At 74.3% G+C, this 19,334-nt stretch carries 14 protein-coding genes; 4 read left to right on the top strand and 10 right to left on the bottom strand.

The window, feature by feature from the left end:
• Nucleotides 1-21 precede the first annotated feature (21 nt).
• Entirely contained in the window at nt 22-924 is a 903-nt protein-coding gene (locus KLI87_RS07485; protein ID WP_214616330.1) for an MBL fold metallo-hydrolase, read from the bottom strand.
• Nucleotides 925-990: 66 nt separating this feature from the next.
• On the opposite strand from KLI87_RS07485, the gene KLI87_RS07480 reads away from it, so the two are divergent.
• Both KLI87_RS07480 and KLI87_RS07475 read left to right on the top strand, forming a co-directional pair.
• Nucleotides 991-1,713 carry a TetR/AcrR family transcriptional regulator gene (locus KLI87_RS07480; RefSeq protein ID WP_214616329.1) on the top strand — a complete coding sequence of 241 codons (723 nt, stop codon included), beginning with the start codon at nt 991-993 and terminating at the stop codon, nt 1,711-1,713.
• Between the two features lie 124 nt (nt 1,714-1,837).
• On the top strand, nt 1,838-2,902 hold the full coding sequence (locus KLI87_RS07475) for a cobalamin-independent methionine synthase II family protein (RefSeq protein WP_214616328.1): 1,065 nt from the start codon (nt 1,838-1,840) through the stop codon (nt 2,900-2,902).
• Nucleotides 2,903-2,948: 46 nt separating this feature from the next.
• Here the strand turns inward: KLI87_RS07475 and KLI87_RS07470 are convergent, their stop codons facing one another.
• Nucleotides 2,949-4,253 carry a M20 family metallopeptidase gene (locus KLI87_RS07470; RefSeq protein ID WP_214616327.1) on the bottom strand — a complete coding sequence of 435 codons (1,305 nt, stop codon included), beginning with the start codon at nt 4,251-4,253 and terminating at the stop codon, nt 2,949-2,951.
• Between the two features lie 266 nt (nt 4,254-4,519).
• Here KLI87_RS07470 and KLI87_RS07465 point away from each other — a divergent pair, with 266 nt between their 5' ends.
• Together KLI87_RS07465 and KLI87_RS07460 are read left to right on the top strand one after the other, a co-directional pair.
• Nucleotides 4,520-4,927 carry a hypothetical protein gene (locus KLI87_RS07465; RefSeq protein ID WP_156214193.1) on the top strand — a complete coding sequence of 136 codons (408 nt, stop codon included), beginning with the start codon at nt 4,520-4,522 and terminating at the stop codon, nt 4,925-4,927.
• Nucleotides 4,914-7,166 carry a CHAT domain-containing protein gene (locus KLI87_RS07460; protein WP_214616326.1) on the top strand — a complete coding sequence of 751 codons (2,253 nt, stop codon included), beginning with the start codon at nt 4,914-4,916 and terminating at the stop codon, nt 7,164-7,166. The genes KLI87_RS07465 and KLI87_RS07460 overlap by 14 nt, the downstream gene beginning before the upstream one ends.
• Here the strand turns inward: KLI87_RS07460 and KLI87_RS07455 are convergent.
• Genes KLI87_RS07455 through KLI87_RS07420 form a run of 8 tightly spaced genes read right to left on the bottom strand, consistent with a single transcriptional unit; the run spans nt 7,051 to nt 19,259 of the window.
• A complete protein-coding gene (locus tag KLI87_RS07455; RefSeq protein ID WP_156214195.1) occupies nt 7,051-7,509 on the bottom strand; it encodes a hypothetical protein in 459 nt (152 codons plus the stop codon). The genes KLI87_RS07460 and KLI87_RS07455 overlap by 116 nt on opposite strands.
• 8 nt (nt 7,510-7,517) lie before the next feature.
• Nucleotides 7,518-10,085: an Hsp70 family protein gene (locus tag KLI87_RS07450; RefSeq protein WP_214616325.1), complete on the bottom strand. Its 2,568-nt coding sequence runs from the start codon at nt 10,083-10,085 to the stop codon at nt 7,518-7,520.
• Nucleotides 10,082-10,672 (bottom strand): hypothetical protein, encoded by a 591-nt coding sequence (locus KLI87_RS07445; RefSeq protein ID WP_156214197.1) that lies wholly within the window; start codon nt 10,670-10,672, stop codon nt 10,082-10,084. Before KLI87_RS07445 ends, KLI87_RS07450 begins: the two co-directional genes overlap by 4 nt.
• Nucleotides 10,656-11,111 (bottom strand): hypothetical protein, encoded by a 456-nt coding sequence (locus KLI87_RS07440; protein WP_156214198.1) that lies wholly within the window; start codon nt 11,109-11,111, stop codon nt 10,656-10,658. The genes KLI87_RS07445 and KLI87_RS07440 overlap by 17 nt, the downstream gene beginning before the upstream one ends.
• 19 nt (nt 11,112-11,130) lie before the next feature.
• The gene (locus KLI87_RS07435) at nt 11,131-12,237 is read right to left on the bottom strand and encodes a hypothetical protein (protein WP_214616324.1); all 1,107 of its coding nucleotides are present in this window, start codon (nt 12,235-12,237) and stop codon (nt 11,131-11,133) included.
• Nucleotides 12,234-15,251 carry a hypothetical protein gene (locus tag KLI87_RS07430; protein ID WP_214616323.1) on the bottom strand — a complete coding sequence of 1,006 codons (3,018 nt, stop codon included), beginning with the start codon at nt 15,249-15,251 and terminating at the stop codon, nt 12,234-12,236. Before KLI87_RS07430 ends, KLI87_RS07435 begins: the two co-directional genes overlap by 4 nt.
• A gap of 1 nt (nt 15,252) precedes the next feature.
• A complete protein-coding gene (locus KLI87_RS07425; protein ID WP_214616322.1) occupies nt 15,253-16,452 on the bottom strand; it encodes a serine/threonine-protein kinase in 1,200 nt (399 codons plus the stop codon).
• Nucleotides 16,449-19,259 carry an AAA family ATPase gene (locus tag KLI87_RS07420; RefSeq protein ID WP_308165917.1) on the bottom strand — a complete coding sequence of 937 codons (2,811 nt, stop codon included), beginning with the start codon at nt 19,257-19,259 and terminating at the stop codon, nt 16,449-16,451. The genes KLI87_RS07425 and KLI87_RS07420 overlap by 4 nt, the downstream gene beginning before the upstream one ends.
• Nucleotides 19,260-19,334 lie beyond the last annotated feature (75 nt).

Here is a 19,334-nt window from a genome sequence, read left to right as displayed (position 1 = left end):
GGAAGGACGGGCGGCCGGGGCTCAGCGGTAGAAGGCGCGGACGGTGAGGCCGATGTACTCCCCGTGGTCCCAGGTGTCCCAGCGCTCGCGGGCGTCCGCGCCGACCGCCTCGACCGCCTCCTCGACGGGGACGCCGCCCGCGCGCAGCCGCGCCGCCTCGCCCCGGACGTGGTCGAGGTAGTCGCGCACGTCCTTGATGACCTCCGTGCCGCCCACCTCGCCGTGGCCGGGGACGACGACCTCGGGGCCGAGGGCGAGGAGGTCGTCGAGCACGCCGATCCACCGGCCCGGCTCGACGTCGGTGTCGTGCGGCGGGAAGAACGGCGCGATCGGGAACATGCGGGTCTCCAGCAGGTCGCCGCCGAACAGCGTCCCGCCGTCCACGAGGACGACCTGGTCGCCGACGGTGTGCGCCGGGCCGACCTCGCGCAGCAGGACGCTCCGCCCGCCGAGGTCGATCTCCGCCTCGCCGGCGTGGACCACGTCGGGGTCGACGAGCCGCACGCCTTCGAGCTCGGCGGCGACGGCCGGGCCGAGCCCTCGGAACATCTCGACATGTCCGGCGCCCTTGCGGTGCAGCTCGTCCCGCTGGGCGCGGTTGTAGACGATCGTCGCCTCGCCCTTGAACGCCTGCGCGCCGAACCCGTGCTCGGGGTGGAAGTGGGTGAGGGTCAGGTAGAGCGGCCGATCTCCCGCCAGCCGCCTCGCCCGCTCCAGGACGTAGGCGCCGTTGCGGGGCCCGATGCCGGTGTCGACGACCAGCGCGGCGTCATCGCCGAGGACGACGCCCACGTTGGGGACGATCGGCACCCGGCGATCCGCGATCACGAACACCCCGGGCGCGACCTCGGCCGGCTCCCCCCGGACGAGGGGCGGCGCGGACCGCTCGGGCAGCGTCGGCGAGGGGCACATGGCGGACTCCAATCTGAGCACTGTTCAGATAACGTCTCCGAGCGTAGCGCATATCTGAACGGTGTTAAGATCGTCGCCATGGCCAGGGCCCGCTACCACCACGGCGACCTCAGGGGCGCGCTGCTCGACGCCGCCGAGGCGCTCGTCCGCGAGCGCGGGCCCGACGGCTGGTCACTGCGCGAGGCGTCGGCCCGGGTCGGCGTCAGCCCCAGCGCCGCCTACCACCACTTCGACTCGCGCGGCGCGCTCGTCGGCGCGCTCTCCGGGCGCGTCCTCGCCCGGCTCGGGGAACGCCTCGCGCTCGACGCGGACGCCGCGTCGGCCGACCCGCTGGAACGCCTCATCGCCTACGGCCGGGGCTATGTCGCCTGGGCCGTGGACGACCCGGCCGTCGCGCGCCTGGCGTTCGGCGCCGGTGGCGCGGTCGGCCCGGTCTCGCCGCACCCGCACGACGCGCTCACCGTCGAACTCGACCGGCTGCTGGCCGGCGGCGGTCTCGCGCCCTCGGCGCGGCCCGGGGCCGAGTTCCTCTTCTGGGCCGCCGTCCACGGGCTCGCCACGCTGCTCATGGACGGCCTCGTCCGGCTGGACGGTCCCCGGGCGGTCGAGACCGAGGCCGAACGGCTCGTGCGGGCCGTCCTCGCCGGGCTGGCCCATGAGGCGCCGCCGCCGCGGGACGGGTGGCCGGCCGCCCGCTCCGCCCACTCCGACCGGGTCGCGGCAACCGGCCCGGCAACTCCGGAAAACCCGGAAAATTCACCCCGTAAAAGCTGGCGGAATCGCGCCGCGGATGCAGAATGACACTGAGGACAAATGGCATTCACGGGCGGCGGCCTGGACCGTCCGATGACCTGATGCGGCCAAGTAGCGAGAAAATTACGCTGCGTAATTGAAATGGCCGATCCGGTGACCTAGGTTTCACCGCATGGGCATCCCCACCGAACCGATCGGCAGCATTCCCCGTCCCGCCGAGCTGCTGGCCGCCGTCCAGGCGCACGCCGAGGGCGGTCTCAGCGACGCCGAACTCGGCGAGGCCGGCGGCCGTGCCGTCGCCGACACGATCCAGCGCCTTGAGGAGGCCGGCTCCCCGGTCGTCACCGACGGCGAGCAGACCAAGCCGAGCTTCCTCACCTACCCGATCGCGGGCCTGAGCGGGCTCGACCCCGACGGCGCCGTGATCCCGTTCGCCGACGGCCACACCCGGCAGCTCCCCCGGCTGGCGGCGGGACCGTTCCGCTACGCGGCGCGGGCCGAGACCTACCTGCGCGCCGCCCGGGAGCACGCGAGCGTCCCGGTCAAGCAGGCGGTCATCGCGCCGTCCGCGCTGAGCCTGCTCTACCCCGCCGACGGCATCGACGGGTACCCGGCCAAGGACTTCCTCGACGACCTCGCCTCCGAGGCCGAGGCCGACATCCGGGCCTGCCTGGACGCGGGCGCGCACGCCGTCCAGCTCGACTTCACCGAGGGGCGGCTCTCGCTGAAGCTCGACCCGAGCGGCGGCCTGCTGGACGACTTCGTCGCGCTGAACAACCGGGTGCTGGAGCGGTTCGGCGACGAGGAGCGCGCCCGCATCGGCGTGCACACCTGCCCGGGCGGCGACCAGGACTCCACGCACAGCCTCGACGTCGACTACGCCGGGCTGCTGCCGAAGCTGTTCCAGCTCAAAGCCGGCAACTTCTACGTCCAGCTCGCCAGCGAGGCCGACCCCGAGCGGGTGCTGGCGGTCATCGCCGAGCACCTGCCCGCCGGCGCGCGGGTCTTCGTCGGCGTGACCGACCCGATCGACCCGCGCGTGGAGACCGCCGAGGAGGTGCGCGACCGCGTCCTGGCCGCCGCCCGCCACCTGCCGGCCGACCGCCTCGGCACCTGCGACGACTGCGGGTTCTCGCCCTTCGCCGACGACACCTCCACCTCCCGCGAGATCGCGTTCGCCAAGGTCCGCGCGCGGGTCGAGGGCACCGCGCTCGCGTCCGAGCGGCTCGGCGTCTGACGGGTGGGCGTCGCGGGCCCGGCCGGGCCCGCGACGCCCACAGAGGTCAGCCCCGGAGGCGTTCGGCGAGCCAGCCCGACATCGCGCGGACGCCGACCCCGATCGCCCGCAGGTCCGGGTCGAAGCCGCCGAAGTGCGGGTAGCAGGTCGTGATGTCCGCACCCGGCCGCCGGACGCCGAGGAAGGTGAACGTGCCGGGCATGCGGTCGAGGAACAGCGCGAAGTCCTCGCCGTTGAAGGGGAACGCGGCGTGCAGCTCGGTGGTGGCGCCGGGGCCGAACGTGCCGCGCAGGTGCCGGTTCAGCGCGAGCGCGTCCTTCTCCGGGCAGACCATCGCCGGGAACGGGTCGGCGGAGAAGTCGACGCGCGCGCCCTCGTAGGCCGCGGCGACCCGGCCGATCTGCTCCCTGACCTCCACATACCGTTCCTCGGGCCAGCAGCGGTAGGCCACCTCCACCGTGCCCCGGCCCGCCGCGTCCGGCTCGCCGGTCCTCGCGTTGGTCAGGATGAACCGCGCCAGCGGGCCGTCCGGGGTCTCCAGTTCGCGGACGACCCGCTCGTAGTCGGCGTGCGTCTCCGGGAACGCCACCGTGCCGAGCCCGTTGATCTCGGCGGCGAGGCGCCGCGCCCGCTCCGCCGCGTCCGGCCCCGGCACCGCGATGGTGGGACGGTCGAGCCCCGGCAGCCCCACCCCCGGCGTGACCGCCAGCCGGCCGACCGGGAACGGGCCGCAGTGCAGCGCGTGGATCTCCTCGGGGCGGGTCCACTCCAGCACCCCGGCGTCGATCATCGCGCGGGCGCCCATCAGCGCCTCCTCGCCGGGCTGGAAGAAGAACACGAGCCGGCCGCCGAGCCGGTCCCGCAGGCGCGCGAGGACCTGCGCCACGCCGACGCCGATCGCGGTGTGCAGATCGTGCCCGCAGCAGTGCGCGACCTCCGCTCCGCCCTCGATCTGGTCGCCGGGAGGCACCGCGTCCATGTCGGCGCGGTAGGCGACGGTGCGGCCGGGGAGCGCGCCGTCCAGCACGCCGACGACGCCGGTCCCGCCCACGCCGCGCCGCACCGAGAGCCCGGCCGCGCGGAGCCGGGCCGCCACCAGCGCGGCGGTGCGCCGCTCCTCGCCCGCGGCCTCCGGGTGCCGGTGGATGTCGTCGCGCAACGCGATCAGGCCGCGGTCGAGACGCGCCGCGACCGCGTCGATCCGCCCCTGCTCGATCGCGTTCGGCCGGGATGCGCCTCCCGCGTCGGCGTGGGCGGGCAGCACGGAGCCGAACGCGGCCCCGACCCCCGCGGCGGTGGCGCCGCCGAGCAGGGTCCGACGGGTCAGAACGGGCTTCTTGGACTGTGACACCTTTCCCCCAGGGATAGTGGAGCGAATCGGTGGGCCGCCATACGAAACGCTAGGAGCCGCCGCGCCGGGCGGTCTCCCCTCCAGAGCGCCATCCGCCGCCTCGCCCAAAGGTCTCAATGGTGATCAGACCCGAGGCTTTAGACTGGACATACAACGTGTGATCTCACGTCCACCGCGTTCATGGCGAACCGCTCGATTTCGGCGCGCGGTCGGTGGCAGAGTTAAGGTCGTCCCTGGTCGAACGCCTCCGCAGAGGATGAATCCGTATGAGCCCCCATCTGGAATTCGAACTGAGACTCGACGGAGTCGACGATCACCATGACGCGGAGCGACTGCGCCGCGGGCTGCGGGACGCGCTGCAGGACACCCCGGACGCCGGCGTCGTCAAGATCCACGAGGTGAACGTCGCGACGCCGCCCCCCGGGCGGCGGGCCTCGACGACGGAGATCTTCGGCCTGGTCGTGGAATCGGTCGCCACGATCGCCACCGTGGTCCAGATCGTGCAGATCTGGCTCCAGCGGACCCCCCGCCAAACCGAGACGCCGCCCTCGATCACGCTCACGATCGACGGGAACTCCGTCACCGTGACCAGCCCGCCGACCCCCGCCGAGACCCAGATCATCGAGCGGTTCATCGACCGGCACGGCAATGCGGGGGGCCATGACGGCGGCTGAACCGGTGACCATGCTGCGCGTCATGGTCAGCCGGAACGACGACAAGACCCGCTACTCCTACGATCTGCGCACCGCCGGCAGCGGGGTCGGCGGCGCGCTGGAGTACGAGAACTCGGTCGAGATCCCCCAGGCGCTCGTCGAGGCCGTCTGCACCGACATCAACAACGTGCTGCGGTCGGCGCTGGACAGGGCGACGAACGACGACCCGGCGCCGGGCGGCCGCGTGGACCACCGCGCGAAGCTCACCGAGCACGGGCAACTGCTGTACCAGCTGCTGTTCCGTTCGGCGCAGGGCGACGGCGAGCCCGAGATCGCGACCCGCATACGCCTCTCGCAGGGCCCGCTGCTCGTGCGGACCGACGAGTCGGTGGTCCCCTGGGACCTGCTCCACGACGGGACGGACTTCCTCGGCCTCACCCAGGACCTCGGGCAGGGCTCGATCGTGCGGAAGCTCCCGGTCAGCGGCCGGGAGGTGGGCCGCATCGAGCGCGCGCTGATCGTCGGCGACCCGCTCGGGGACCAGCCCATGGCGCGGTCGGAGGCCGAGCACGTCGCCAAGTGGCTGACCGAGCGCGGGACGGAGTGCACGCTGCTGCTGGGCGCGCGGGCCACGCTGGTCAGCGTGGTCAAGCAGCTCAGGGCGACCTCCTTCGACCTGCTGCACTACTGCGGGCACGTCTCGCTCACCAGCAAGCCCGCCGACAGCGGCCTGATGCTGCACGGCCGCGAGATCCTGAACGAGGCCGCGCTGCGGATCGCCACGATGGCGGGGGCGCCGCCCGTGGTGTTCGTCAACGGCTGCCAGTCGGCCCGTCCGATCGCGAACCTGTGCCTGTCGTTCCTGACGATGGGCGCGAAGGTGGTCGTGGGCACCAGGGCCGAGGTCTCCGAGCGCAGCGCCAAACTCTTCGCCGAGGAGTTCTACCAGCGGCTGCTGGAGGACCAGACGGCCGGCTCGGCGGTGCGCAGGGCACGCCACGCGCTGCTGAACGAGGCCGACGCCGGGTGGGCCTCCTTCCTCCTCTACAGCAACCCCGGGGTGCACATCACCGGCGGAGCGCCCCCGGCGGCCCCCGCGCCGCCGGCGGAGGAGGAAGGGCAGACGAGCTATTCCGACGCGGCGATCGAGCTGCTGCGCCGCGCCTACGTCGTCGCGGAGTCCAGCGGCCTGGTCACCTCCGTCGAACTGCTCTTCGCCCTCATCACCGAGACCGAGCTCCAGGCCACGATGGTGCGCGGGGTGGGCGCCGAACGGCTGGCCATGCTCTCCGCGATCCTGCACATGTTCGTCGGGACGCGGGACGAGGCCGGGGAGCGGCGCTCGGAGGAGATCGAGCTGTCCGACACCGTCCACGGCGTCCTGCTCCAGGCCGAGGAGGACGCGGCGGCCCAGGGCCGCACGGTCATCAGCCCGCGCGACATCGCGCTCGCGTTCGCGGGCACCGACGGCGGTACCTCGGCGGAGATCCCCGAGGCCGTCGGCGTCACCGTGCAGCAGCTGTTCTGCCCCGACGCGGCCGTCGCCCCCGCGGCCGAGCCCGAAGCCTCCGCGACGGACACGACGACGCAGCCGGAGACGGCGACCGACACCGCCACCGGCACCGCCACCGACACGGGGACCGCGGCCGACACCCTGACCGGAGCCGTCACCCCCGCCGACACCGACACGAAGGTCGTGCCGGCGGCGAACGCGGCGGCCGTCAGGTCCTCACCCGGCGGCCTCACCGGCAGGCTCGACGCGGACGGCAGGCTGCCCCCCGACCTCCTCGCGGACGGCACGGCCAGGGCCGTCACCGCGGCCCTGATCCTGGCGGCGGGCAAGCGGAGGGTCGTCGAGTCGCACACCTTCCTCCAGGGGTTCGCCGCGGCGGGCAGCACGGTGCTGCGCCGGGCGCTGGAGGCGCAGGGCGGCGCGGCCGAGGACGCGCTCCACGTCCTCTACGCGCCGGGCATCAGGCCCGGCAAGTTCACCCAGCGCTCCTTCGGCGCGCTCGCGACGGCCTGGGACGGCGGCGCGGGCGCGCCGATCGGCGAGGCGGCGGTCCTGAGCGCCCTGCTGTCGGACTCCCGGTCCGCCGCCCACATCTTCCTCGACCGGCTCGGCGTGGACACCGGCCGCCTGCTCAGGGACCTTCGGACGATCGAGCGGGAGCCTCCGCCGGAGGAGCCGGTGCCGGAGCCCCGCTCGGCGGAGGATCAGGAAGCGGCGCAGGAGGATCAGGGGCCGCCGCCCGGGTGAGGCCGAGGCCCGCGAGCCGGTCGCCCGGCCTGCGGCGCAGCACCTCCTCCCAGGCGTCCCGGGCCTCGCCGGCGTGCCCGAGCGCCTGGCAGGCGAGCGCGAACGCGTTGCGCGCCTCGATGTCGGACGGGCACCAGTGCACCACCGCCGCGAAGTAGCCGTGGGCCTCCGCGAGCCGGTTCTCCCGCGCCGCCGCGAGGCCGCGGTTGAACAGGTGCGCGGAGTAGCCCGAGAGCAGGGCGTAGCTCCGGACCGGCGCCCCGCACCTGCCGCATTCGGCCGCGTCGTGGTCGTTCTCCGCCCCGCACCGGGGGAACGGGCATTTCACCGTCACCGCGTTCATCGGCGCTCCTAGAAGTCCTCGAAGAGCTTGCCGTCGGCCTCGCCGGGCGCCGACTGGAGCAGGTTGTTGATCCGCTCCAGCTCGTCGCGCGTCCGCACGGCCCGCTGGATGACGGACTGGGGGTCGCGGGCGGCCCGGCCGCCGAGCTCCTTCAGGTCCCGCCGGATGCCCTCGACGGTGGCGCGCAGGTCGTCCCGCCCGGCGAGCACGGTGTTGCGGTGGACGGTCTCGGCCTCCTCCTCCGCGATCTGCACGATCAGCGACGCCCGCTCCTCCGGCGACATCTCGGTGCCCGCCGGCTTGTTCTGCCGGTAGCGGTCGAGGAGGTAGGACCGGTAGGCCTCCAGCTGCCGGAAGACCTCGCTGTAGGCGGCCTGGTCGCTCTCCCGGTACGCCTTCTCGCCCCGGACCCGCTGGGCCTCGATCGAACGGCTCATCTCCTGCGCGTCGTGGACCTTGTCGGCGCCCGCGAGGTAGGAGTTGATCTCGTCGCAGTCACTGACGATCTTGTCGAAGTCGCCCTTCAGCGGCTGGAGCGGCGCACTGGCCACCTGGATGCCGGCGAGGATCTCCTCCATCTGCTCGAACTCGTGCACCGCGCCCTTCTCGTCGCCGGTCTCCTGCGACCGCCTGTAGGCCTTGAGCGCCATGTCGAACTGGATGGAGACGGTGGCGCGGCGCCCGGCGGGCAGGAAGGACGCGGCGTCCTGGAACCCCTGCTCCAGGCCGGTGACCTCGTCGGGGCTCGGCATCGCGCGCTCCGCCGGGGCCTGCACGTCGAACTCGAACGGCTGGTCGCCGATCGTGCCCTGGGCGGTGAGGTAGGAGTGGCGGTCCATCTGCACCTCAAGGTGGATTCGGGTGCCGCGCGGCGTCGAGGAGTCCACCGGGACCCGGATCACCTGGATGTTCTTGCTCCGCTGGTAGATGGGGAGCAGCAGCGTCTCGGTGTCGCCGGGGTGGGAGAAGTCGAACTCCGCGCTCGTCGGCAGTTCCTGGAGCTCGGGGATCAGCGTCTTGCGGCGCTTCTGGCCCGCCTGGTTGACCTCCAGCAGGATGGCCTTGGGGCAGACGGCGGTGTTGCTCACGCCGGGCAGCCGGCGCGCCTCCTCGCTCTGGGTGATCGGACGCCCGACCGCCGCCACGAGCCGGTCGTCGCGGTCGAACACCTCGAACCCGAGCATGGTCTCCACGCCCTGCCGGAGGGCGACGCCCTTGAAGGCGAAGCTGCCGCGCGGTCCGATGTCGGAGTCGTCCTCGACGCCGTCGGGGGTCTGGAGCTTGACGTAGCCGCCGGTGAGGTCGTGCTCGCCGGTGAGCGACTCGACCGTCCCGCCGACGTGCGTGGTCTCCCGCGCGCTGGCCGAGGTGCCGCGGAAGGAGACCCGGACGGTGCGCTCGGAGTCGTAGACCGACAGCCCGCCGGTCACCGCCGCGCGGATCGCGGCGCCCATCGCCACGACGGTGTCGACCTGCTCGTAGACGGGCTCGTCGCACTTGGCTCCCGCGCACAGCTCGGTGGCCACCATCTCCCGGACGAGCGGGATGTGCGTGGAGCCGCCCGCGAGGATGATCTCGTCCACGTCCGACAGTGAGATGCCCGCCTTCTCCTGGGCGCGTTCGAGGGCCTCGTGGCAGTAGGCGAGCGTCCGCTCGACGTGCGGGCGGACGACCGCGTCCAGCTCGGACCGCTCGATGACCGCCTCGATCAGCACGGGGTCGCCCGCCTTGTCGAGGATCCGCCCGTTCTCGCGCCAGGCGTAGTCGGGCTCGCTGGACAGCCCGACCTTCACGCCCTCGGCGAGCCGCTTGATGTCGTCGAACAGCAGCCGGTCGTCGGCGTCGCCGTGCGGGTCGAGGTCGAGCGCCGCGCCCTCGGCGCAGAGCATCTCCAGCAGGTGGCGGGTGAAGTCGGCGTCGATGTCGTCCCCGCCCAGCCGGTTGTTGCCGCTGATGCCGAGCACCTCGTAGACCCCGGCCGTGCACCGCACGACGCTGACGTCGAACGTCCCGCCGCCGAGGTCGTAGACCATGAAGGTCCCGTCGCGGCGGCCGGTGCGCCAGCAGTGGTGGGACGCGGCGGCCGTCGGCTCGTGCAGCAGCTCCAGGCATTCCAGGCCCGCCATCTCGGCGGCCCGGCGGGTCGCGTCGATCTGCGGCTGGTCGAAGTAGGCGGGCACGGTGACGATGGCGCGGTCGACCTGCCAGGTCGTGTCGGAGGTCTCGAAGCGCGCGACGTCCTCCTCGATCTGGCGCTTCATCTCCGCGAGGATCGCCGCCGACACCGCCTCGGGCGTGATCGGCGCCCCCGCGAGCCGCACGCTGCCCGGCTGCCCCATGCTCCGCTTGATCGAGGTGATCGGCTCGGGGCGGCGGCCCACCTGGTTGCGCGCCCGGCGGCCGACGACCAGCTCGGCGTCGGGGCCCGAGCGCCAGACGCAGCTCGGCGTCGTGCGGAACTTGGTGACCGGATCGCGGTGGATGACGATGTCGGTGTCGGTCGGATCCATGATGGCGACGGCGCTGTTGGTGGTGCCGAGGTCGATGCCGACCGCCTTGCTCACGACCTGTGTCATCGCGTGCCTTCCCCATCCTCGTCGTGGTCGCCGGTTGCGTCCCGCTCTTCTTCTTCGGGCTCGGGCGCCCCCATCAGCACCAGCCCGGGGCGGACCACCGCCCCCTCGCGCAGCACGACCGGCTCGATCGTCCGCGCCACGACCTCGGCCGTGTACTCGGCGCCGTACTTCCAGCCCTTCACCTCGACCCGGTCCTCCACCTCGGCGAGCGGGCGGTCGGTGGGGTCCTCGTAGGTGACGCCGCCCCGGCGCAGCAGGTCGAGCGCCTCGTCCTTCAGCAGCCGGAACTCCTGGTGGACGCGGCCGAGCCCGGCCTCGGCGAGCGCGTCCCGGTGGCGGTTCAGCGCCACGTCCCACCGGGCGAGCAGGGCCACCTGGTCGTAGGCCATGTCGAGCGCCTGGTCGAGCGCGGCCTGGGACCGGCCCCGCTCGGCGCTGAGCGCGGACCGGTGGAGTTGCAGCGCCGCGCCCATCTCGGCGGCGGGCGAGACGAGCGCCGGGTCCGGAGGGGCCGGGCGCTCCTCGAAGGCGTCCCATCCGTAGGGCAGGTCCTCGGGCACCGGCCCGGCCTCATCCGAAGAGGACATCGGACACCTCCAGCGGGGGCTCGTCGAGCCGGGGCCGGACGGGCACGTGCCGGACGGCCTCGTCGACGTCCACCTCGGGCGGGGTGAGCATCCAGTCCAGGACCACGTCGATGATCTGCGGGATGTCGAACACCTCGGGCGAGGGCCGGCCCGCGGCGCGCAGCGCCGCGGGGTCCACCGGGCTCGCGCGGTGCCGGCGCTCGAACCGGGCCCACCGGTCGTCGTCGTAGTCGGTCCCGGGGACTTCGAGGATCGCGTGGACCCTGCGGGCGGCCTCGTCGTGGATCAGCTCGCCCACGGCCCAGCGGTAGACGTCGCGCTCCTCGTCGCTCGTGGCGAGGTCGGCCATCTCCTGGCCGCGTTCGACGATGAGTTCCCGGTCGGCGTCGACGGGCAGCCCGAGCGCGTGGAAGGGGTTGCGCCCCGTCTGGTTGCTCATTTCTCCAGCCCTCCCTCTCCTATCGCGAACGGATTCTTTCGAGCCAGGTGGTGGCCTCGCTGTTGGCCGGGCTCCATTCCAGCGCGGCGGTCAGCTCGCGTTCCTGACCGGGCCCCGGATCCAGCGCGGCGGCGCGGAAGAGGTGGTGCTCCGCGAGGGCCTGATTCTCGATCTTCAGTGAGTCTCCCTTTTCACAGATGGCGGCGAGTTCGTCCGCGCAGGAACGGGCCTGGTCGACGACCGTCTTGACCTTCGGGCGCCCGCCGTCGACCAGCATGAAATCGCACCACGAGTTGTACCAGCCGAGGCATGTGCGCAATGCCTGTTTGAACGGGACCCCGAGGCTCAGGAACGGCCCCAGGTGCTCGATTCCCGCCGCGTAGTCGGCGGGCAGCCCCTCCGGAAGCCGGGTCAGCCGCTCGGGTTCGGTGGTGATCCGTTCGGCGGTCTGGACGACGTCGGCGCACCACGCGTCGAGGAGTCCGGCGGCGACGGCGGCGATCTCGTCCGCGCGTTCGCGGTCCACCGCGTAGTCGTAGGGGACGCTCTGCCGCTGGAGCAGCCCCTCGACCGCCTCGCCGCCGGACCGGCAGGCGGCGAGGCAGTTCAGGTGCGTGCGGGCGACCGCGTGCTCGCCCGCCGCCAGGGCGCGGGCGCCCTGGCGGGCGTGGATCTCCAGCAGTTCGGTCGCGAGCTGTGAACGGACGCGCGACTCGTCGTCCACGTCGCCTTGGCGCTCCCAGAACGCCGGGCTGGCCAGCAGCAGGAACCAGAGGGCGGTGGCCGCCTCCAGCTCCGCCTCCGCCGGGCCGGGGCCGGCGAGCCGCCGGAACGCCCTTTCCCGGTAGGCGACCGCGAGCGAATGGTAGACGTCGATGTCGGGGCCGCCCACCTCCAGATGCCGGGCCCATTGCCGGGCCGCCTCGGCGTCGGTCTCCCGGAGCAGGGCCGCCCGCAGGTCGCCGTTCTGCTCAATGGCGGCTTCGAGCCTGCGGTAACGGCCGGTGCGTTTCATCGCCTCCGGCGGCTCCAGCGATTCCAGGGCGATCAGCCGGTCCGTGCACGCCTCCAGTTCCAGGGCGTCGGCGAGCGCGAACAGTTCGTCGGCGGACGGCTTGGATCTCACGCGGGCGTCCCTTCTGGAATGGGGCCGGACGACAGCACCTGACCGGCCTGCCGGAGAAGTCCCGCCGCGTCGAGAGGGGAGCCGTTCTGGCGGGCGCGCTGGGCGCGGTGGCAGAGGAGGCGGGCGAATTCCTCGCGCAGCGGCGCGGGCGGATCGGGCTCGGCGGAAAGGGCCCGCCGCCACAGCCGGTCGGCGGCGTCCAGGGCGCCGGTCGCCGTGGCGCAGCGGGCGAGCACGACCGGGTCGAACCGCACCCCCGGCGTCTCGGCCAGCCGCTCCACGAACTCGGCCAGCGGCGAGGACCCCCGCCGCGCGCCGCCTTTCGGGGCGCCCTTCGCCGCGCACAGCATGGGCAGGACGCGGTCGATGTCGACCAGCCGGGAGACCGCCTCCGCGCCGGGGGACGACAGCAGCGCGGCGACCTGCTCCAGGCAGCGGTCCGGCTCGTCCACCGACAGGCTCGCCGCCCGCGCGAGGTGGACGGCCATCCGCGCCCGCGCGGACAGCTCGTCCAGGGGCGGCTCGGCCGCGGCGTCCGCGACGGGGGTCCCCTCGACCGCGCCCGCGAGGACCACGCAGATCCAGGCGTCGGCGGCGTCGCCGCCACCGGCCTCGCGCAGCAGCCGCGCCGCCTCCGCCGGGTCGCCGCCGTGCAGGGCGCGGGCCGCCTGGACGATCGCGACCGCGACGCTGCCCGGGGCCGCCGGGAGGGACGGCGCGGACTCGTCGGACTCCCGCTGGGCGTGCCCGAGGACCGCGCGGTCGTGCAGCGCGACGACCTCGGCGAGGTCGTCGCGGCCCCGGGCCCGCGCCGCGAGGCGGCCGAGCAGCTCGACCAGCGCCCCGGTGCGGGCGCGGTCGCGGCCGCGGTGGCAGGCCAGCGCCAGGGCCCGCGCGAGGTCGAGGTAGGGCTCGGGGCCGAGCCGCTCGTCGCGGTCGAGCAGGATCACCAGGTATTCGAGCAGCCCGAGGTCGGCCCCGGCGGGGTCCCGCGTGGCGGCGGCTATCCCGAGGATCCACACCGCCCACGGGTGGGCCTGCATGGACGGCTGCGGGGTGGGGGCCTCCCGGCCGCCGGTCCCGGCGAAGGCCGCCGCGGCGCCGCCGAGCAGCCGCACGATCTCGCTGGTCGCGGCGGGAACCGTGGCGACGGCCTCCGCCAGCTCGGACGCGGCCTCCGCCGCGATCCGGCGCGCCTCGGCGGCGTCGCCGGCGGCGTGGCGGGCGAGGGCGGCGCGCATCCGGAGCTGCCCGAGCATGAAGCCCGCCTGGTGCTGCCCGCGGTCCTTCAGCTCGCGCAGGAGCTCCGACGCCTCGGCGTCCCGGCCGTCGCGCGCCATGGCCCAGGCCGCCAGCGACGCCGCCTTCACGCCCGCGCGCGGGGCGCCGTCGCCGAGCAGCTCCAGCGCCGTCCCGGGACGGTTCAGCCCGGCGTCCCAGGCGGCGAGGACGAGCGCGGCCCGGCCGTAGCCGTAGGTCCGCGCGGCCTGGTCGAGCAGCTCGCGGCCCTGGTCGGGCTCGGTCGCGCGGAGGGCCAGCCCCGACCACAGCAGCCGCTCCTGGCCGGGGAGCCGGACGAACAGCGGCAGGGCGACGAGCTGGGCGAGCCGGTCGTCCTTGCGGCCGACATGGCGGGCCATGACCGTCCGGAAGGCTTCGAGCCGCTCGGGCAGCACGCCCTCGTCGGGGTTCCACGGCGGTTCCTCATCGGGCTCCGGCTCCGCGCGGGCGCCCCCGCCGCGCGCCATCCCGGCGCGGACCCCGGCGAGGGCGGTGAAGGGCGGCGGCGCGTCCCGCACCACGCCGGCGATCTCCTCGGCGCGGTCGCTCTCCGGGTCGGCGTCGAGGCAGAGGCAGGCGACCGCCCACTCCAGGGGCTGGCCGCGCACCCGGTCGAAGCACCGCGCGACGCCCTCCCGGTCGCCGGTGAGCAGGCACGCCCAGGCCGCGTGGTAGATCCACTCCGCGCGGACCGGGTCGGCGGCGACCAGCGGCATGAGCAGCGACGCGGCGCTCCGCTGGTCGCCCTCCAGCAGGAACATGCGCCCGGCCGCGTAGCCGAGCCAGGGCCCGGTCAGCCTGCCGATCACGAAGTCGCGCAGCGCGGCGGCCCCGACCGGGGGCGCCTCCTCGCTCGCCGGGTCGTCCAGCCAGGTCAGCGTCCACAGCAGGACGGCGATCTCCCTGGCCCACCGGGACGAGGTGGCCGCCGCGTGCCCGCCGAGCGCCTCGGCCGCCGCCCGGTCGCCGGCCCGCAGGTAGGCGGCGGTCAGCATGGTCCGGAACGCCTCGTCGTTGCGCCCGGCGTCCCGCGCCCTGGTCAGATGGGTGATCGCGGTGTCGGGCCGGTCCAGGACGATCAGGTGGGCGAGGCCGAGCGCGGCGTCGAGGCCGGGCGCCTCGATCCGCCGGTTGGACAGGTCCAGCGCCAGCTCGGCCGCCTGCTCCATCCGCCGCTCGCCGGACTCCAGGTCGACCCGCAGCACCGACGCGACGACGTCGATGATCTCCCGCATGAACGTGGGCGCGCGGGTCAGCGCGTCCACGTAGATCGACAGCTCGGTCTCCGGCGCCTCGGTCTCGCCGGGCAGCGCGCTGCGGCGCGCCAGCGCGGTCGCGACCTCCTGCTTGGCCGGGTCCTGCGGGTCGAGGATCGGGTAGACCCGCATCAGGAACCCGCGCGCGGCGACGTACTCCTGCCGCGCGTCGCGGGCGGCGAGCACCGGACGCCACACGCCGCTCGGCTCGTGCCGCTCGGCGGAGGCCCGCACGACCTGGAAGACGACCCGCTCCAGCTCGTGGAAGTCGGCCTCGACGAGCAGCGGCAGGAGTGCGGGCCGCACGGTCGTCCCGACGAGTTCGGCCAGCACCGCCTCGTCGACGTCCGCGAGCGCGCCCGACACCTCGGCGCGCACCTCGCGCAGCGCCGCCAGCGCGCCCGCCGGGTCGTGGTCGGCGGAGGCGTTGTGCACCGCCCTGCGCAGCCGCCGGGTCCCGAGGGCACGTCCGAGCACCTCAGCGCCCCCCGTTCAGCTCGGCGTCGCGGCGCCGCCGGAAGCGCGCGGCCTGGAAGCCGTTGCCGTCGAGTTCGTAGGCGCGGGCCGTCCGCGCGGCGAGGTCGGCGCGCTCGCGGCGGCTGCGCAGCGCCGCCGGATGCCGCTCGACGACCTCCCACGCGTCCAGGCACGACCTGACGGCGGCCCCGCCCTCCCCCGAGGCGAGCTGCGCGTCGGCCTGCTCCAGCAGCCGGGCCACCCGCTGGGCGGGCGTGCTGGCGCGCGGGGCGGCGGGACGCTCGGCCCCGTCCAGCGCCCGCAGCAGTTCGCCCGCCGAGGCGAACCGGCGCCTCGGGTCGGGGTCGAGGCAGCGCAGCACGAGGTCGTCCAGGGACGGGCCGACCGTGTAGTTCAGCGCCGACGGCGGGGGCACCACGCAGGTGAGCCGCGCCTCCTGGAGCCAGTCGCCGTGCAGCGCGACCGGGACGCGGTCCGGCGGGTGGAGGTGCCCGTAGGGGTGCTTGCCGGTGAGCCCCTCGTAGAGGATGATCCCGACCGCGTACAGGTCGGACGCGGGGACGCTCTCCCCCTTCAGCGTCTCCGGCGCCATGTAGTGGAGCGCTCCCGCCGCGCCGGGCGCGTGGCCGCGCTCGATCAGCCGGGCGGCCAGCCCGAAGTCGACGACGCGCGCCCGGCCGGTGAGCCCGTCGACCAGGACGTTGTCGGGCTTCAGGTCGCGGTGCAGCAGCGCCGGTACGAGCCCGTGCAGCCCTCGCAGCGCGAGGCAGATCTGGCGTCCCCACCGGATGAGCGACGCGGCGGGCACGCCGGCGCCGAACGCGGCGAACTCCTCCCCGAGCGTCCGCCCCCGGACGTGCTCCATGACGAGGAACCCCCGGCGGCCCGCCTCCAGCGCGACCCCGGCGTCATAGACCGCGACCAGGTGGTCGCGCGCCTGCGCGTCCGTCATCTCCTCCAGCGCGCCCGCCAGCAGCAGCGCGTCGGCGAACTGGTCGCGGGCGATCTCCTCGGTCAGCCCGCCCCGGCGCGACAGCTTCACCGCGACCTGCCGGACGGGCACGCCGAGCAGCCGCTGCTGCGCCCGGAACACGGCCCCGAACGCGCCGCCGCCGATGAACTCGCGCAGCTCGTAGCGTCCGTCGATCACCCGGCCGAGCAGGCCCTTCAGCTCGCGGTCATCGGCCTCGCCGCCGGTCATGCGGGGGCTCCGCCGAAGGCGACGCCGACGGGCGGGACGGCGCCCGGCCGGAACGCCAGCTCGATCCGCGCGCCCTTCTCGAACTCCGCCTGCCGCCGCTCGATGGTCCGGGTGATCTCGTCCTCCACCAGCCGGGAGATCGTCTTGGCGACGATCCGGCCGCCCTCGGTGCCCCCGGAGCGCTCGTTGGCCTCGTGGCTGCGGTCGGCGACGTGCTCGACGAGCGCGTCCGGCACCACGAGCTCCTTGCCGCGCCGCCCCCAGTACGCGCGCTGCTCGTCGAACAGCTTCCGGGCGATCCCGGTCATGGCGGCGCGGTCCAGCGGGCGGAACACGACGATCTGCCGCAGCCGGCCGAGGAACTCCGGCGCGAACACCGCCTGGCGCGTCCGGTCGCGGACGTTCAGCAGGTCGCGGCGGACGGCCTCGGTGATCTCCTCCTGCGAGCGCCCCTGCGCGCTCAGCCGCGCGATCGTCTCGTGCCCGGCGTTGGAGGTGATGATGAAGATGGCGCGGTCGCCGAACGCCTTGACGCCGCGCTGGTCGATGATCCAGCCCTCGTCGAACAGGTTGAGGAACGGCCGCCACACCTCGGGGTGCGCCTTCTCCCCCTCGTCCAGCAGGAACACGCAGTACGGGTCGGAGTTGAGGTCGTTGATGAGCCGGCCGCCCTGGTCGTGGCCGTGGTAGCCGGGCGGCGCGCCGATGATGCCCGAGATGCTGTGCGGCTCGGCGTAGTTCTCCATCGGATAGGTGTGCAGCCGCTTGGACGCGGAGTAGAACCGCGCGACCGCCTTCGCCAGCTCGGTCTTGCCGACGCCGGTGAGGCCCGCGAACAGCATCACCGAGGCGGGCCGCCCGCCGACGCCGGTCAGCCCCAGCTTGATCCGGCGCAGCTCGCTCGCGACGACCCGCACCGCCTCCTCCTGCCCGACGACGACCTCGCCGAGCGAGCGCTCGAAGTCGATCCGCGCGCCGCCGGTGCCCGAGATCTGCTCGGCGGGCACCCCGGAGATCTCCGCGACGACGGCGACGATGTCGGCGGTGTCCACCCGCGCGTCCGCGCTCCCCGCCTGGGTGCGGCGGTAGTGGAGGTCGTCGCAGGCGCGGCGCAGGACGCGGATCGCCTTGGACGGCTGCCGCTCGTTGAGGATGAAGTCGGCGGACAGCGCGACGGCGTCGGCGACCGCGCGCCCGTCCACCTCGACGCCGAACTCGGCCGCGAGCCCGCGCGCCGCGCTGGCGGCCATGTCCTGCGCCTCGGCCTGGCCGGGCTCGTCCATGTCGACCCGGGAGACCAGCTCCCGCAGCGTGCGGTCGGAGCCGATCAGGTCGTCGAACTCGTGCGCCGACATCACGCCGACGAGGTGGAGGCGCCCCTGCTTCAGGGCGCTGCGGAGCGTCAGCCGGTGGTCGGTGCCGGCCTTCCCGCGGATCAGCGAGCCGAGCCCGTCGGCGCAGACGATCACGTCGGTGCGCCCGGCGATGTGGTCGATGATCTGCGTCAGCGCCTCCCCGCTGTCGGCCGGGGCGAGGTCGCCGCAGTCGACGTGCACGAAGCGCTTGCGCGCGAGGAAGGGGATCTCGCCCTCGGCGGCGCGCCGGGCCAGCTCCCGCAGCAGCGTCGTCGTCCCCACGCCGGGCAGGCCGGTGATGACGACGTGCGGCGCGGTGACGCGGTGCAGGGCCTTGCTCAGCAGCTCCACGTACCCGTCGAGGTGCAGGGCGGGCGTGATGCCCTCGGTGCGGGCGAGCCAGGTCAGGTCCTGCGAGGGCGCCGCGCCGGCGGGCAGCCGGAACGCGTTCTCGCGGGACGCGGCGCCGCCGGCCTCCCGCAGCTCCTCGTCGAGGTGGGCGCGCAGCTGGTCGAGGCTCAGCTTCAGCGGCGGTGCCTGGAACACCGACACGAGCCGGGCGGGCGGGTCGGCCAGCAGGGCGTCGAGCAGGTGGGGGGTGTCGATGCGCTCCGAATCCCAGACGGCCGCGCTGCGCTGCGCGCGCCCCAGCAGGTCGAGCAGCGGCGGCCCGAACGACTCGCGGGTCGGCGCGAGCGGGGGCGCGCCGCGTTTGCGCTGCGCGATGCGGAAGGCGTCGGCGAGCGACGAGGCGACCTTCGCCAGGCCGAGCTGCGGCGGCACCTGCAACCGCATGAGGTGCTCGGCCGGGCCCTCGGTCTCGGCGAGCAGGGCGAGCAGCAGGTGCGGCGGCAGCACGCGGTCGTAGCCGAGGTCGGCGGCCTGCTCCCCGGACTGCTCCAGCGCCGCCCACGCCGCCTCGGTGAACTCCTCGGAGCGGACCCGGCCGGACGCCTCGTCCAGCAGCGGCGGGAGCGGCTCGACCGCGACGCGGACCTGCTCGAAGAGGGCGGCGGCGGCCCGCTCGGCGTCCAGGAACGTCAGGTACAGGCGGTCGTCGGCGTCGAGGTGGGCCAGGACGCACGCGACGAACAACTCCAGCCCGAGCCGCTTCGCGTGGTCGCCCGCCGGCGGGAAGGACGCCAGCCGTTCCACGAAGGCGTCGAGCGCGACGAGGGCCTCGGCGGAGAAATCCTCGCGGTGACCGCCGAAACCGCCACCGCCGGCGGAGCCGGGATTGTATGCCTGAATGCTTTCTTGCAGGTCACGAAGGTAGGCGCCGTCCTGCAAGGCGCGGGCGAGCATCGAACGCAGGCCCTGGTCGGCGGCGTCGATCGCGGCGTGGAGCAGGTCGCCGGTGCGGACCCGCGCGCCCGCCCGGTCGGTGGCGGCGTAGAGCACATCGGCCACCCGTTGGTCGGCGAGGTCGGCCGGGGAGAGGACGCCGTCCACGAACAGCAATGATCACTCCAATGTGTTTGCCCGTTCCCCGGCCAATGGTGGCAAAAATCCCCCGCCTTCGGTGGT

The sequence above is a fragment of the Actinomadura sp. NEAU-AAG7 genome, from assembly GCF_018603865.1.
GTDB classification, from domain to species: Bacteria; Actinomycetota; Actinomycetes; order Streptosporangiales; family Streptosporangiaceae; genus Spirillospora; species Spirillospora litoris.
The sequence above is the reverse complement of the archived record's forward strand: the minus strand, read 5'-3'. Positions and strand labels throughout refer to the sequence as shown.